Consider the following 15,512-nt stretch of genomic DNA (forward strand, 5'->3'; position numbering starts at 1 on the left):
CTTGGGATGTCTTCACAAACTCCGAATGATCACGTGGTGGCCGTCTTCATGCCACCTCAACGCCCAAGATCGCGAAGTGTCACTGGAGTACTAGGTGTACTCAGCCCGTGAAACCTTGACGAAGGCGGCCGGACCTGCACCGAGCGGATTCGGCCGCCTTCATGATGCCCGCAGACGCCGCGTCCCCGTGCGCCGGGCCCTTCGGCATTACAGAAGGTCAGGCCAGGGATCTTCGAGGTTTGGCGGCCTGTGACACGTTGGTCGACGGCACCCCAAGATCGCCGCGGCCTACGGTGATCTTCGCGGGGGCGGACCTGGCGGCGCTGCGGGCGCTGAACGAGGCGGGAGATGAGGTGAAGGCGGGTGGCCGGTGCTCGACGGCGTCGGGCGGGTGGGGGAGAATGTGAGCCCTGCAGGTGGCGTTCAGGAAGAAGTCCCCGGTGTGCCATGAGTCTGGATCCGGCCCGTTCGGCGGGTGAGCGCGCAGACAGCCTGCTGCGGGTCGCGGTCGGCGCGGCGCGCTGGATCAGGACCGCGGCCGCCGGTGACGGCCGCTGGCTGGCCAACCCCGACGCGAGCGGCAGGTCGGCGCTGGCGCCCGAGCCGGCCTCCCTGTACGCCGGCGCCCCCGGCATCGTGCTGTTCTTCCTGGAGCTGGCGGCCGCCACCGGCGAGGAGGAGTACCTCCGGGACGCCCGGGCGGGTTGCCGCTACCTGGCCTCGGCCTGGCGCGCGGTGGCGGACGTGACCTACCACCACGGCCTGAGCGGCATCGCGGTGGCGTTGTGCCAGGCCGGGTGGGTGCTGGGGGACGGGGTGGGGGAGGAGGCGGCCGCGGCGGCGATGGACCGGGTGGCGCGCTCGGCGCGGCGGCTGGACGGCGGCGCGGGCTGGTCGGGTGATCCGGAGCTGCGCGGCGACGGGGGTGTGGCGCTGGCGTTGCTGCGGGTGGCGGCGATGCTGGGCGTGAGCGGCTATGAGGAGCTGGCGGCGGAGGCGGGGTCGCGGGCGGCGCGGCTGGCGGTGCCGGGGCATCGGTTCGGCGACTGCCCGGGGCTGCCGCCCGACGCGGTCACGCCGGGGTTCCTGGCCGGCACGGCGGGGACGGCGTACCTGCTGGCGCGCCTGTACGGGGTGACGCGGGAGGAGCGGTTCCTGGCGGCGGCGCGCCGGGGCGCGGGGTTCGTGCGTGCGGTGAGCGTGGTGAACGGCGGGTCGGCGCTGGTGCCGCATCACCTGCCGCAGGGGCGGGGGCTGCACTATCTCGGGTTCTGCTCGGGTTCGGCCGGGGTGGCGCGGATGTTCTTCGAGCTGTACCGGGTGGCGGGCGATCCCGGTGATCTGGACTGGGCCGAGCTGCTGGCCGCGGGGGTGATGGCCAGCGGGGTGCCGCGGCGCAGGGTGGCGGGGTTGTGGGACACCGCCTGTCAGTGCTGCGGGCTGGCGGGGCTGGTGGAGCTGTTCGTGGGATTGTGGGCGGGCACGGGGCGGCGGGCGTATCTGGATTTCGCCGAGCTGCTGGGCGCGGATCTGGCGGGGCGGGCCGGCGGTGACGGTGGCGGGGGTTTGCGCTGGTACCAGGCCTACCGGCGGCTGCGTCCCGGGGAGGTGAGCGCCGACACCGGCTACATGGCGGGGGCGGCGGGGATCGGCGCGGCGTTGCTGCATCTGGAGGCGGCGTTGCGCGGTGGGCGGGCACGGCGGGTGGTGCTGCTGCCGGACAATCCGTTCCCGGAGATCCCGGCGCCGGCGGGCACGGCGGACGCGTAGGCCTGCGGCGGGGTTTGCGCGCGAGCGCGCGTGAGGAGTAAGCTCGAATGCTCCACAATTGACACGAGCTCCACAGCCCTCCCGATAGGAGTATACCACTCGATGGCTAATCGTCAAGATGGTCGCGCGGAAGCCCTTGACAGTGAGCAGAGGCATGTGTCGTGGCTGTACGGCCTGCTCGACCTCGCCAGGGAGCGGGCCCAGACGGCGCTGCGCGAGGTGTACGGCCGGCGCGGCGGCACCCGGCAGGCGATGGTCGAGCGCGAGACGCTGGCTTCGGAGCAGGCGCGGCGGCTGGCGCAGCTGAACGCGGTCGAGCGGGGCCTGTGTTTCGGCCGCGTCGACGACGGCTCGGGCCACAGCGTCTACATCGGCAGGACCGGTCTGCGTGACGAGCGGCACGAGGCGGTGCTGATCGACTGGCGGGCGCCGGCGGCGCGGCCGTTCTACGTGGCCACGGCCACCGATCCGCGTGGGCTGGTGCGCCGCAGGCACCTGCATCTGAGGGACCGCGTGGTGGTCGGCATCGACGACGAGGTGTTCGATCTCGATGGGATGAGCGAGGGTGACCGGCGCACGCTGGTGGGCGAGGCGGCGCTGCTGGCGGCGCTGCGACGGGGCCGTACGGGCCGGATGGGCGACGTGGTGGCCACCATCCAGACCGAGCAGGACCGGGTGATCCGCGCCGATCTGCAGGGGGCGCTGGTGGTGCAGGGCGGTCCGGGCACCGGCAAGACGGTGGCGGCGCTGCACCGGGCGGCGTACCTGCTCTACACCCACCGCGGCACGCTCGAGCGGCGCGGCGTGCTGGTGGTGGGCCCCAACGCGATGTTCCTGCGCTACATCGGGCAGGTGCTGCCGTCGCTGGGGGAGACGCAGGTGGTGATGACGACGGTCGGGGAGATGTTCCCGGGCGTGCGGGCGGTGGCGGCCGACGCGCCGGCGGCGGCGGTGGTCAAGGGCGACGTGCGGATGGCCGGGGTCGTGGCCCGAGCGCTGGAGCTGCGCCAGCGGGTGCCGGAGGGCGATCTGGTGGTGGAGCTGGACGGGCTGAACCTGCGGGTGCCGCACGACGTGTGCGCGCGGCTGCGTGACCGGGCGCGCGCGGTGCGGCTGCCGCACAACATGGCCCGCAAGCTGTACGTCACCGAGATGCTCAAGGAGCTGACCAGGGCGGAGGCGCGGGCGCTGGAGGAGTCGCTGCACGTGGAGGAGCTGGCGGACGTCGATCCCGAGCTGGCCGAGCCTCTCGGACTGCAGGACGACCTGGACGAGCTGGACCTGGAGCTGGGCTCGCAGCGGTTGTGGGGCGAGCCGGAGGTCCGGCGGGCGATCGACGATCTGTGGCCGGAGCTGACGCCGCGGCGGCTGGTCGGCGAGTTGCTGTCCTCGCCGGAGACGCTGTGGTCGGTGGCGCCGCCGGGCCTGCGGTGGCGCGAGCTGGTGCGTCCGGCGGGCGCCCCGTGGACGGTGGGGGACGTGCCGCTGCTGGACGAGGCGGCCGAGTTGCTGGGCGAGGACGACTCGGCGCGGCGGGCGACGGCCCGGCAGGCGCGCGAGGAGGAGGCCGGGCGGCTGCTGTACGCCGACGAGGTGCTGCGCACGACAGGCGTGCTGGAAGAGGGCATCTTCGATCGGGCCGACGTGCTGGCCGAGCGGCACGCCGACGACGGGATGGAGCTGACCACGGCTGATCGGGCGGCGGCCGACCGGACCTGGGCGTACGGTCACGTGATCGTGGACGAGGCGCAGGAGCTGTCGGCGATGGCCTGGCGGATGCTCATGCGGCGGGTGCCGGCCAAGTCGCTGACGGTGGTGGGCGACGTGGCGCAGACGGGGTCGGCGGCGGGGGCCCGTTCGTGGGGCGAGGTGCTGGACCCGCACCTGCGGGGCCGGTGGCGGGTGGAGCACCTGATGGTCAACTACCGGACGCCGGTGGAGATCATGGAGGTGGCGGCGGACGTGCTGCGGGCCTTCGATCCCGGGCAGGAGCCGCCGGAGTCGGTGCGGTCGGGCGAGTCGCGGCCGCGAGCGGTGCGAGTGCCGGTGGCGGGGCTGCCGGCGCTGGTGGCGGCGGAGCTGGCCGAGATCGGCGAGGGCCGGGTGGGCGTGGTGACCTCGGACGCGCGGCACGCGGAGGCGGCGCGGCTGTTCCCGGGCGGGGATCTGGACGCGCCGGTGGCGGTGCTGACGGTGGGGCAGGCCAAGGGGCTGGAGTTCGACGCGGTCGTGGTGGTGGATCCGGCGGGGATCCTGGCGCAGTCGCCCATGGGCGGGAGGGATCTGTACGTGGCGGTGACGCGGGCGACGCGGCGGCTGACGGTGGCTTACGAGGGTGAGCTGCCGGAGGTGCTGTCCCGCCTGGCTTAGAAATCTACAATGTAAAGGCGCCGGGTTGATGAAGTACAACCATTCGCTACAACAACACCTTCGACCAGACCATGTCCGGCGGCGGCGCCTTCGGTGAGGAGGCGGTCACTACTGGTCGAGTTTGTCGGCGACGGCGCGGATGGCGCGCATGACCTGCTCGAGGGTCCGCAGGGTCTCGGTGTCGAGGTGGTCCATGATGCGGCGCAGGTGTTCCAGACCGGCGTTGTTGAGGTCTTCGACGAGGGCGGCGCCGGCAGGGGTGAGGCGGACGCGGCGTACGCGGCGGTCGTGGGGGTCTTCGTGGCGGCTGACGAGGCCTTGAGCGATGAGCCGGTCGACGATGCCGGTGACGGTGCCGAGTCCGACGCCGAGTCCGGCGGCGAGTTCCTGGCCGGAGGCGGAGCCGGTGGCGGACAGCAGCATGACGACCTTGAGCTGGCGCATGGTGAGGTTGGAGGTGAAGAGGGGGGATTGGTGTTGGGCGAACAGTCGTCCCAGGCCACGCTGGGTTTCGGTGATTTGCCGGATCAGGTCTTCGCGTTCGTCGTTCACACTCACCTCTCGCTTCCTGAGAAGGTTATCAGGAATGCTTGAGCGGTCTAAATATTCGCGTGAGGCGAAGTGTTAGTCTGGGGCGAACTCTTGGAGGGGAGCCTATGACCGCTTTCGCTAGGTTGAGTCTGGCCAACCGCAGTCTTGTGATCTTGATATCGCTCCTTTTGAGCGGGTTCGGCGTGTTCGCGATTCCGCAGTTGAAGCAGCAGTTGCTGCCGTCACTGTCGTTCCCCGGCGCGTTCGTGGTCGCGTCGTATCCCGGCGCGTCGCCGGACATCGTCGAGGAACAGGTCACCAAGCCGATCGAGGATTCCTTCCAGGGGCTCGCCGGGATGGAGGAGATGACCTCCACCTCGGCGGAGGGGATGGCGCAGATCCAGGTGGCCTTCGCGTACGGCACCGATATCGACGAGTCGCTGAACAAGATGCAGCAGGCGGTCAGCCGGGTCACACTGCCCGACGGCGTGGAGCCGACGGTGTCGGCGGGCAACACCGACGACATCCCGGTCATGGTGCTGGCGGTGGGCGACGGCGGCGACGCGCGGGCGATGGCCGACAAGCTGAACCGGATCATGGTTCCGGAGCTGCAGGGCATCGAGGGCGTGCGCGAGGCGAACGTCACCGGCACCCGCGAGGAAGTCGTCACGATCGAGCCGGACGAGGACAAGATGGAGGACAAGGGGGTGTCGGCCTCGCAGATCTCCAGTGTGCTGCAGGCGAACGGCACCCCGATCCCGGCCGGCACGCTCGACACTGACGACAAGGTGCTGACGGTGCAGGTCGGCACGCGGGTCGACACCGTGGAGAAGCTGAAGAACCTCTATCTGACGCCGGCCCAGCCGCAGCAGAGCCAGGCCCAGGCGCAGCCGGGCCAGGGTCAGGCGCAGCCGGGTCAAGGTCAGGCGCAGCCGGCGCAGGGCCAGGCGCAGGCCCAGCCGGGGCAGGGCGGGTTGCCGCAGCAGGCGGCCGAGCCGAAGCCGCTCAAGCCGGTGAAGCTGGGCGACGTCGCCAAGATCACGCGAGGGCTGGCCGTGGCGACGACGATCACCCGTACGGATGGTGAGTCGAGCCTGGGCGTGTCGGTGACGATGGCGCCCGACGGGAACGCGGTGACGATCTCGCACGAGATCAGGCAGAAGCTGCCGGAGCTGACCAAGGCGCTGGGCGACTCGTCGGAGACGGCGGTGGCGGTGGTGTTCGACCAGGCGCCGTACGTGGAGCAGTCGATCGAGAGCCTGACCACGGAGGGCCTGCTGGGGCTGGCGTTCGCGGTGCTGGTGATCCTGGTGTTCCTGCTGTCGGTGCGCTCGACGCTGGTGACGGCGGTGTCGATCCCGCTGTCGGTGGTGATCGCGCTGATCGTGTTGTGGGTGGGCGACTATTCGCTGAACATGCTGACGCTGGGCGCGTTGACGATCGCGGTGGGCCGGGTCGTGGACGACTCGATCGTGGTGCTGGAGAACATCAAGCGGCATCTCGGCTACGGCGAGGCGAAACTTCAGGCGATCTTGACGGCGGTGCGTGAGGTGTCGGGGGCGGTGACGGCCTCGACGCTGACCACGGTGGCGGTGTTCGCGCCGATCGCGATCGTCGGCGGCATGGTGGGCGAGCTGTTCGGGCCGTTCTCGATCACGGTTGCGGTGGCGTTGATGGCGTCGCTGGTGGTGTCGCTGACGGTGGTGCCGGTGCTGGCGTTCTGGTTCCTGAAGGCGCCGTCGCTGACGCCGGAGCAGGCGCGCAAGCAGCGTGAGAAGGCCGAGGCCAAGGAACTGCGCTCGCCGTTGCAGCGGCTCTACCTGCCGGTGCTGCGGTTCGCGACGCGCTTCAAGCTGGTGACGGTGCTCATCGGGGTGGCCGTGATGGTCGGCACGTTCGGGCTGGCCGGCGGGTTGCGGACGAACTTCCTGGACTCCTCCGGGCAGAACACGATCTCCTTGAGCCAGCGGATGCCGGTCGGTACGGACCTGGAGACCACCGACAAGGCCGCCAAGCAGGTCGAGGGCGTGCTGGCGGGCATGGACCAGGTGAAGACGTACCAGGTGAACGTCGGCGGCGGCGGCAACGCCTTCGGTCCGCCCGGCGGGGGCGGTCGCGGCGCGGACCGGGCGTCGTACTCGATCGCGCTGAAGGACGGCGCCGACACCCCGAAGGTCGAGCAGGAGCTGCGGGACAAGATCGCGGGCCTGTCCGGTGCCGGTGAGGTCACCGTGGGCCAGAGTGGGGGCGGGTTCAACTCCGACACCATCGACGTGATCGTGCGCGCGCCCGACACCGAGACGCTGCGCGCCGCGGCCGATCAGGTGACGAAGGCGATGGGCGAGGTGTCCGGGCTGCGGGACGTGGCCTCGAACCTGGAGGACAGCGCGCCGCGGATCGAGGTGGTCGTCGACCGTGAGGAGGCGGCTGAGCGAGGGCTGTCGGAGGCGCAGATCGGGCAGGCGGTGGCGCAGGCGTTCCGGGGCGCGCCGCTGGGCCAGATGACGCTGGACGGCCGCACCAGTGATCTGGTGCTGCGCGAGGGCGAGGCGCCGGAGAGCGTCAAGAAGGTCGAGGACCTCAAGCTCGCCACCGCTACGGGCACGGTGAAGCTGAAGACCGTGGCCGACGTCAAGGAGGTGGCCGGGCCGACGCAGATCACCCGGATCGACGGCGAGCGGTCGGCGACGGTCTCGGTCAAGGCGGCCGACGCCGGTGACCTGGGGGCGGTGACGCAGGCGCTGACGGCCAAGCTGAACGGGCTGCAGCTGTCCTCGGGTGCCACGTACGAGGTCGGCGGTGCGTCGGCCGACCAGACCGAGGCGTTCTCCGACCTCGGGATCGCGATGCTGGCGGCGATCGCGATCGTGTTCCTGATCATGGTGGCGACGTTCCGCAGCTTCATGCAGCCGGTGATCTTGCTGGTGTCGATTCCGTTCGCGGCGACGGGTGCGATCGGGTTGCTGGTGGCGACGGACACGGCGCTGGGGGTGCCGGCGCTGATCGGCATGCTGATGTTGATCGGGATCGTGGTGACGAACGCGATCGTGCTGATCGACCTGATCAACCAGTACCGCGAGCAGGGCATGGGCGTGGTCGAGGCGGTGATCGAGGGCGGCCGGCGCAGGTTGCGGCCGATCCTGATGACGGCGGTGGCCACGATCTGCGCGCTGACGCCGATGGCGATGGGGGTGACCGGGTCGGGCGGGTTCATCTCGCAGCCGCTGGCGATCGTGGTGATCGGCGGGCTGATCTCCAGCACGCTGCTGACTCTGGTGCTGGTTCCGACGCTGTACACGGTGGTGGAACGGGCGAAGGAGCGGATGCGGCGCCGTCCCGCCGAGCCCAAGGTGGAGGCGAAGGTTCTGACGCCGACCCCGTGAACGGCTCCTGGCCATCGCCCCGCGAGGAGACTCCCCGCGGGGCGATGGCGGTGTGACCGGTGTGACCACGGCCTAGGAGCGGCCGTGACGGCTGTTACTCAGTGCCAGCCGTTGTCGTCGTCCCACCACTTGCACCACACTCTGCGCCACTCGCCGTGCTTCTTGCAGTACTTGCACCCGTGGCGCCAGCGGCAGCGCGCGCTCTGCGAGAGGACGCTCGGGCCGGCTGTGGTGACGCAGGGCGCGCCGGTGCCGGCGGTGGCCGGCTGTGTGATCGACCCGCTGACGACGAGCGTGGACGCCGCCAGGGCGGCGGCGATCAGGAGTCGCTTGAACATTCGAGATCACTCCATTGCCTGTGATCGGCCCCAGGCCGGGGGCCTGGGGTGACGGAGCGTCGCTCTTGGGTTCCCGGGAGACGCCACGACGGCGCTTGGAACACATCCACCGTAGGCACGGCGGTTCGGAGGGGTCGCCAGAAAGGAAGCAAAGCCTCATTTATGGCATATCGGTATACACAACGCAAATATGCACATTTCCGCAGAAATGCTGCTAAAAGGGGTGTTGGGTGATGGGGGTCGCCGTGCGTGAGCGGGCTGCGGCTTGGCACTCTTGACCGTTCTGTGAATGCGCGAGAGACATTGACCCGGTGGGCGTTCAATCGCGCGCCAGAGCTGCGGCAAATAGCAGGCAAGGCCCTATTACCAGGCTTTCTGTGGAGCCACGATTACCAGGCTCCCCATGGGGTAGCGGCCCGCGATCTCCTCACCCACCGCAAGCGAGCGGTCGCCCGCCGTCCTCATGCGTCGAGGGACCCTCGGCCCGGCCCAGAACGCCTATAGCTCCGGCGAGCCGCCACTCAGTTGATCAGTGGGTACGGCGGCGCGGTGCCACGACCTCGGTGACCTTGGCGATGGCCTCAGCGCCGGGCTTGACGTAACGCATGGCGGTGCGGGGATTCTTGTGCCGGGTCTTGCCCATGATGAGCTGCAGCGGCACCTCGACCTCGCCGAGGGGGCGGCGGCGCTGTGGCGCAACCCGCCGCTACCGCAGCTGACTGCTGGGACGACGGCACGGGGACGATCAGGCAGGGAGGGCCCTGTGAGGCGATCTTGAATCATCTGCCGGCGTTCCGCTGGAAGGCGGCGAGCATTCATCGCCGTAAGTGCCGTGTCCAACATGGTTGTGACGTCTGTCATCGGCAGTGGCAGGACCGAACGGTCACTGACCGCGGCCACGTGTCGGCGACGCCGCGGTCGACGACCATGCTGGTGCTGCCGGTTATGGTGGCGGCATGGGTTGCTTCGCCGCTATGAACATCCGCGCCGCCGTTTAGCGGCGGTATCGCGGTTGTCGTGAACTACCTGCCCATCGACAAGGGCGTCCAACGCTCCCGGATCGCACACCGCCAGGCAACCGCACCGCACACGACATTTCCGATGAGCGAGGAGGACATCGACACATGGCGGAAGCAGTTCCAGGAACCAGATGCCGCCGAACTCGGCGGCGGCGACATCCCCGGTCCGCCACCGGGGTGGCTGGGCTGGCCGGAGTGGGCCGCGGACCGATGGCCCTCGCTTGCACACGGCAATGTCTCCGAGGCGCGGAGGCGACATCGGCCAGCGGCCGAGTGACGGATCCGTCGGGCACCGGCAAGAGCGTGTAATTGGCCGAACCACCTGCGTCGTCGGATGGTCGGCGCCCAGCACCCGCTCACAATCGGCCAGCGTCTACTCGAACAGCGGGATGGCCCGGCCCAGATCCAGGTAGGTACTACTCGGCAGCCAGGCTCTGCGTGCCGACCACCGCCAGCAGCTCCAGCTTCTCGGCGTCCTCGGTGTCCGGCTCGGCCGAGTAGCCGAGGATGCGCAGGCCACTGCCGTCCATCCGGAGCACGTTGCAGTCCAGGGTCAGCAGGCCCACCTGCGGATGCTCGATCGTCTTGCGTGAGACCTCCAGACTGCCGACGACACCCGCCTCCCACAGCTCGGCGAACCGCTCGCTGCCCGCGCGCAACTCGGTGATCAGTCGCCGCAGTTGACGGTCGGCGGGATACCTTGCGGCGGCGGACCGCAGCTCGGACACCATGCCGATCTCCAAGGCGCGCTGTTCCTCGTGTGTGTGCCGGATCCGGATGGACGATCCCAGGAACACCCCCCACGCCCCGTTGCGTTCGAGGCCGCGTGCGCCGGACGTGTCGCCCATCAGCGCCTGGTACATCGGGTTGGCCATCAGCAGCGTCAAGGCGGCGTCGGTGACCGCGACCGGTGTGTCCACCAGCCGGTCCAGCAGCCGCAGGACGCTGGGCGGGATGTACGACGGCACCACCTCGGGGCCTGGGAGCACCAGCCCGGCCAGCCCGAACAGATACGCCCGCTCGTCTCCCGTGAGCCGCAGCGCCCGTGCCAGGGCCTCGACGACCTGATCGGAAGGGTTGGTCGCCCGGCCCTGTTCGAGGCGGGTGACGTAGTCGACCGAGATCCCGGCCAGCAGGGCCAGCTCCTCACGCCGCAGCCCGGCCGCCCGCCGCTGTCCGCCGAGGGGTAGCCCGGCCGTGGTGGGGGAGATGCGGTCGCGCCAGCGCCGCAAAGCATGTCCGAGTTCGGTCGCGGTCATACCGTCAGTGAACACCGTCGGCCGGGCGGGTGCCTGGTACTGGCAGTCCCAGGAAGAAGGGTCTCCTGGCTGTCCGCCGGGCCGGGCAGGAGTGTGGCGGCATGACGACAACACTGATCACCGGAGCAAACAAGGGGCTGGGCTTCGAGACCGCCCGCCGCCTCATCGCCGCAGGTCACATCGTCTACGTGGGCGCCCGCGACGCCGAGCGCGGCCGCCGTGCCGCCGACGAGCTCGGCGCCCGTTTCGTCCACCTCGACGTCACCGACGACGACTCCGTCCAAGCCGCCGCAAAGACCGTCGAGGCGGACGGCGGGCTCGACGTGCTGGTCAACAACGCCGGCATCGAGGTCCGGGGCGAGGACAACAGCGTGGCTGGCGCTGCGGATGTCACCGCTGACCAGATGCGGACCGTCTTCGACACGAACGTTCTGGGCATCGTCCGCGTCACCCACGCCTTCCTCCCGCTGCTGCGACGCTCGGCCGCGCCGGTCGTGGTCAACCTCAGCAGCGGCCTCGGCTCCATCGGCTACGCCTCCGACCCGGCCCACCCGGCCCACCGCTATCCGGGAATGACCTACGCGGCCTCGAAGGCCACGGTCAACATGATCACCGCGCACTACGCGAAGGCCTTCCCGGCCATGCGTATCAACGCCGTGGCGCCCGGTTTCACGAAGACGGATCTCAACGGCCACACGGGCATGCTCTCCGTCGAGGAAGGCGCCGAGATCATCGTGCGCATGGCGCGGGTGGGCCCCGACGGCCCGACCGGCGGCTACTTCGGCGCCCAGGGCACGCTGCCCTGGTGAGGCCACAGCGGCACGAGCCGGGGCGGCATGCGTCCCGGCCAATCCCTGGTCAGCTCGCGTGACCGGCCCAGCAGCCCATCGAAATCGGTGGCATCACTGCCTTGTCCACGTCGGCCCTTCCGAGACTATGGAGACGATCATGAGTCTGCCCCGCCGAAACCTGCTGACCGGGACGGCCGCCGCCGCGGCCGCAGCCACCCTGAGCGCATCACCGGCGACCGCGGCGCCCGGAGGAAGCCGACGCACCGGGTCGACGGGCCTGGCGAGAGAGACGGGCAGCGGCCGCATCCTGATCCGCAACGGTCACGTCATCGACACCGAGCCCCAGCCGGTCGCCCACGCCCGCACCGACGTCCTGATCGAGAGGGGCCGGATCGTCACTGTCGGGCGCAAGCTCCGCTCCAACGGCGCCATGGTCATCGACGCCACCGACCACATCGTGCTCCCGGGCTTCGTCGACACTCACCGGCACATGTGGCACTCGGCGCTGCGCAGCGCGGCCGTGGACGTCGACCTCGACGTCTACTTCCGCCTTCTGGGGCAGGTCGGCCCGAACTTCCGGCCGCAGGATGTGCACATCGCGACCCTGGCCGGCGCGCTGGAGTGCCTCGACTCGGGCATCACCACCCAGCTGGACTTCGCGCACATCGCGTATTCGCCCGAGCTCGCCGACGCTGCCGTCGACGCTTTGAAGGCGGCGGGGCTGCGCGCGGTCTTCGGCTACGGCACCCCGGTCAACGTCACCGGGGGCGGGAAGCTCGCCGATGTCCGCCGGATCCGCGAGCGCCTGGCCGACGACAACGCGCTCGTCACCATGGCGTACGCCCCGCTCGGCCCCTTGTCCACCCCGATGGAGACGGTGGCCAAGGACTGGCGCATAGCCGACGAGCTGGACCTGCCGCTGACGATCCACCTCGCCAGCACCCCCGTCAACGAACAGCCGATCTTCGCCCTGCGCGACGCCGGACTGCTCCGCAAGAAGACCCTCTACGTCCACGGCAATGGGATCGGCGACGACGAGCTGAAGCTGATCGCCGACTCGGGTGCCACCGCCTCGGCCACGCCCGGCGACGAGGCCGGCCGCCTGCGGCGCGCCGGTATCACCACAGGCATCGGCGTCGACACCGTCGCCTTCGCCCCCGGTGACATGTTCTCCACGATGCGGGCAGCGCACCTCGCCGGCCAGATCGCGGAGGACCCCCGGATGACCGCCAAGGACGTCCTGCGGATGGCCACCCTGGACGGTGCCGCCGCGATGGGGCTGGCCGACCGTACCGGCTCGCTGCGCCCTGGCAAGCAGGCCGACATCATCACGCTCCGCCTGGACGACCTCAACATGCTCACCGCCGAGCGTGACCCCATCGGCGCCGTGGTCACGGCGGCGCAGCCGCACAACGTGGACACAGTCCTCGTGGCAGGGAGGGTCGTGAAGCTCGCGGGCCGGCTGGTCCACGCCGATCTCCGCCGTACCGCCCGGACCCTGCGCGCCGCCGCGGCCCGCTTCGCGACCAGGTCCTGATCGCCACGAAGTTCGGGTGGCGCATCGAGGACGGCCGGTCGGTGGGGCTCGACATCCGCCCGGGGCAGATCAGGCGGGTCGCCGAGTCGTCACTGCGTCGGCTGGGGGTTGACGTGCCGCGCTTGCCCGTCCCGCCACGCCGCGACGATCTGATCGGAGATCTCGACGAACGCCGCCTCACCCAGCCCCAGGGAACGAGCGGTGTCCAGCCCCAGCGGCCCAGGGTCGGCCTTCAACTCGGCCAGCACGTGCGGCCGCCCCGGCAACTCCTCCAACCGAGCACACACGATCGGGCCGAGCCGCGCCCTCACCTGCTCGGCGAAGGCATCCTCGAAACGGCGGCACCCGGAATTGACGACCCGCTCCACCTGACCACTGGTCGGCGGTTCGATACTCGTGCTCCGGCACCGCTCCCGCACCGCTTCGGCCAGGCGATCACGGTTCGTCTCGACCGGGCACACCTCATCGGCCGGCCACTGGGCCAGCCGCTCCTCATCGTCCTCGGTCGCCGCGCGAGTGCCGAACCTCTTGCGGATCTGCGCCCGGTGACGCTCGATGGTCCGGCCCCGCCAGGAGTACTTCGCCAAAAGCCCCGGCTCGGCCTTCACCAGCGACGCCACGTACTCCACCGCAGCCGCCGGGATCTCCTCCGGATAGGCGGGAAACCGACCTTCGATCTCGTAGAACTTCAAGATCAAGGCGAAACCGAGTCTGCCGCCTCCGCCTTTTCCCCGACCAGGTCCCCATCGCCCTCCACCAGGATCCACGCACTGATCAGCTCATCGTGTTCCCAGTCGGTACGCACGTCGGAGTTCCTCCCAGGCCGATGCCATCAACGGGCCCGATCACCATCGAGAAGCCCGAGCGGGTTACCGGAAGGTATGCACCACCTGAGACAACTACCCACTGAAATCGATAGCTGACTGTTCGAATATCGCCCACATGGTCTCAGGGCCGGGGTGGCGGCTCGCCGTAGCCATAGGAGGTCCAGGCCGGCCCGTAGGAGTGCCAGGCGGGTGAATACACTTGTCGAACGTGACTTCCAAGCCGCGTATCCCCGATGTCCTGGCCGCCCGCTATGCCTCGCCCGAGCTGACCCGTCTGTGGTCGCCCGAGTACAAGATCGTCGCTGAGCGGCGGTTGTGGCTGGCGGTGCTGCGGGCGCAGGCCGAGCTGGGGGTCGCCGTCCCGCAAGAGGCGGTCGCCGACTACGACAAGGTGGTCGAGCAGGTCGATCTGGAGTCGATCGCGGCGCGCGAGCGCGTCACCCGGCACGACGTCAAGGCGCGCATCGAGGAGTTCAACGCGCTGGCCGGGCACGAGCAGGTGCACAAGGGCATGACCTCGCGCGACCTGACGGAGAACGTCGAGCAGCTGCAGATCCGCGACAGCCTGCTGCTGGTGCGCGACCGGGTGGTGGCGCTGCTGGCGCGGCTGGCGACGCTGGCCGAGGAGCACGAGGCCACGGTGGTGGCGGGGCGTTCGCACAACGTGGCGGCGCAGGCCACGACGCTGGGCAAGCGGTTCGCGTCGGCGGCCGACGAGCTGCTGGCGGCCTACCGGCGGCTGGAGGAGCTGATCGGCCGCTATCCGCTGCGCGGGATCAAGGGCCCGGTCGGGACCGCTCAGGACATGCTGGACCTGCTGGGCGGCGACCGGGGCAAGCTGGCCGAGCTGGAGGGCCGGGTGGCCGCCCATCTGGGGTTCGCCCGCCGCTTGACCAGCGTGGGGCAGGTCTATCCGCGGTCGCTGGACTTCGAGGTGGTCACGACGCTGGTGCAGCTGGCGGCGGCGCCGTCGTCGCTGGCCAAGACGATCCGGCTGATGGCCGGGCACGAGCTGGTGACCGAGGGGTTCCAGGAGGGCCAGGTCGGCTCGTCGGCGATGCCGCACAAGATGAACACCCGCTCCTGCGAGCGCGTCAATGGCCTGGCCGTGGTGTTGCGCGGCTACGCCTCGATGGTCGGGGAGCTGGCGGGCGATCAGTGGAACGAGGGGGATGTGTCGTGTTCGGTGGTGCGCCGGGTGGCGCTGCCGGATGCGTTCTTCGCCTTCGACGGGCTGGTGGAGACGATGCTGACGGTGCTGGACGAGTTCGGCGCCTACCCGGCGGTGATCGCCGCGGAGCTGGGCCGTTACCTGCCGTTCCTGGCCACGACGAAGATGCTGATGGCGGCGGTGCGGGCGGGGATGGGCCGCGAGCAGGCGCATGAGCTGATCAAGGAGCACGCGGTGGCGGCGGCGCTGGCGATGCGCTCGCGCGGCGTCGGCAACGAGCTGGTGGAGCTGCTGGCCGGCGATGAGCGCTTCCCGCTGGACCGGGCGGGGCTGGAGGCGTTGCTGGCCGACCGGGTGTCGTTCACGGGGGCGGCGGCCGATCAGGTGGAGGCGGTCTCGCAGCAGGTGGGCGAGGTCGTGGCGGCGCATCCGGAGGCGGCGGCGTACCGTCCTGGCGCGATCTTGTGATGCGCGAGCCGCGCATGTGACCACCACCTGATCGGCTGGTGGGCCGTC

At 70.3% G+C, this 15,512-nt stretch carries 12 protein-coding genes; 7 read left to right on the forward strand and 5 right to left on the reverse strand.

The genetic code is table 11. The features are described from left to right. Window positions 1–447: 447 nt before the first annotated feature. Window positions 448–1,770, forward strand: a complete 1,323-nt coding sequence (locus ACIBX3_RS50535) for a lanthionine synthetase LanC family protein (RefSeq protein ID WP_397127899.1) — start codon at window positions 448–450, stop codon at window positions 1,768–1,770. Between the two features lie 102 nt (window positions 1,771–1,872). Next, window positions 1,873–4,140 (forward strand): HelD family protein, encoded by a 2,268-nt coding sequence (locus tag ACIBX3_RS50540; RefSeq protein WP_397127900.1) that lies wholly within the window; start codon window positions 1,873–1,875, stop codon window positions 4,138–4,140. A gap of 108 nt (window positions 4,141–4,248) precedes the next feature. On the opposite strand, the gene ACIBX3_RS50545 is transcribed toward ACIBX3_RS50540, so the two are convergent. Beyond that, complete coding sequence (locus ACIBX3_RS50545; RefSeq protein ID WP_397127901.1) at window positions 4,249–4,698, reverse strand: MarR family winged helix-turn-helix transcriptional regulator; 450 nt, start codon at window positions 4,696–4,698, stop codon at window positions 4,249–4,251. Window positions 4,699–4,730: 32 nt separating this feature from the next. Here ACIBX3_RS50545 and ACIBX3_RS50550 point away from each other — a divergent pair, with 32 nt between their 5' ends. Next, on the forward strand, window positions 4,731–8,054 hold the full coding sequence (locus tag ACIBX3_RS50550; RefSeq protein WP_397127902.1) for an efflux RND transporter permease subunit: 3,324 nt from the start codon (window positions 4,731–4,733) through the stop codon (window positions 8,052–8,054). A 98-nt stretch (window positions 8,055–8,152) separates the two neighbouring features. Here ACIBX3_RS50550 and ACIBX3_RS50555 read toward each other — a convergent pair whose 3' ends face one another. After that, window positions 8,153–8,392, reverse strand: coding sequence for a hypothetical protein (locus ACIBX3_RS50555; RefSeq protein WP_397127903.1), 240 nt, complete (start codon window positions 8,390–8,392; stop codon window positions 8,153–8,155). A 529-nt stretch (window positions 8,393–8,921) separates the two neighbouring features. Beyond that, window positions 8,922–9,053 (reverse strand): hypothetical protein, encoded by a 132-nt coding sequence (locus ACIBX3_RS50560; protein ID WP_397127904.1) that lies wholly within the window; start codon window positions 9,051–9,053, stop codon window positions 8,922–8,924. A gap of 356 nt (window positions 9,054–9,409) precedes the next feature. Here ACIBX3_RS50560 and ACIBX3_RS50565 point away from each other — a divergent pair, with 356 nt between their 5' ends. Continuing rightward, window positions 9,410–9,688: a hypothetical protein gene (locus ACIBX3_RS50565; protein WP_397127905.1), complete on the forward strand. Its 279-nt coding sequence runs from the start codon at window positions 9,410–9,412 to the stop codon at window positions 9,686–9,688. Between the two features lie 139 nt (window positions 9,689–9,827). Here the strand turns inward: ACIBX3_RS50565 and ACIBX3_RS50570 are convergent, their stop codons facing one another. Then, window positions 9,828–10,670: a helix-turn-helix transcriptional regulator gene (locus ACIBX3_RS50570; RefSeq protein ID WP_397127906.1), complete on the reverse strand. Its 843-nt coding sequence runs from the start codon at window positions 10,668–10,670 to the stop codon at window positions 9,828–9,830. A gap of 101 nt (window positions 10,671–10,771) precedes the next feature. On the opposite strand from ACIBX3_RS50570, the gene ACIBX3_RS50575 reads away from it, so the two are divergent. Further along, on the forward strand, window positions 10,772–11,479 hold the full coding sequence (locus tag ACIBX3_RS50575) for an SDR family NAD(P)-dependent oxidoreductase (RefSeq protein WP_397127907.1): 708 nt from the start codon (window positions 10,772–10,774) through the stop codon (window positions 11,477–11,479). Between the two features lie 139 nt (window positions 11,480–11,618). Further along, window positions 11,619–12,998: an amidohydrolase family protein gene (locus ACIBX3_RS50580; protein ID WP_397127908.1), complete on the forward strand. Its 1,380-nt coding sequence runs from the start codon at window positions 11,619–11,621 to the stop codon at window positions 12,996–12,998. Window positions 12,999–13,087: 89 nt separating this feature from the next. On the opposite strand, the gene ACIBX3_RS50585 is transcribed toward ACIBX3_RS50580, so the two are convergent. Beyond that, window positions 13,088–13,765 (reverse strand): DUF4158 domain-containing protein, encoded by a 678-nt coding sequence (locus tag ACIBX3_RS50585; protein ID WP_397127909.1) that lies wholly within the window; start codon window positions 13,763–13,765, stop codon window positions 13,088–13,090. A 268-nt stretch (window positions 13,766–14,033) separates the two neighbouring features. Between ACIBX3_RS50585 and purB the strand changes: the two genes are divergently transcribed. Beyond that, window positions 14,034–15,464 (forward strand): adenylosuccinate lyase, encoded by a 1,431-nt coding sequence (gene purB / locus ACIBX3_RS50590; RefSeq protein WP_397127910.1) that lies wholly within the window; start codon window positions 14,034–14,036, stop codon window positions 15,462–15,464. Window positions 15,465–15,512 lie beyond the last annotated feature (48 nt).

It is taken from the genome of Nonomuraea sp. NPDC049480 (assembly GCF_044465905.1).
In the GTDB taxonomy this organism is placed as follows: domain Bacteria; phylum Actinomycetota; class Actinomycetes; order Streptosporangiales; family Streptosporangiaceae; genus Nonomuraea.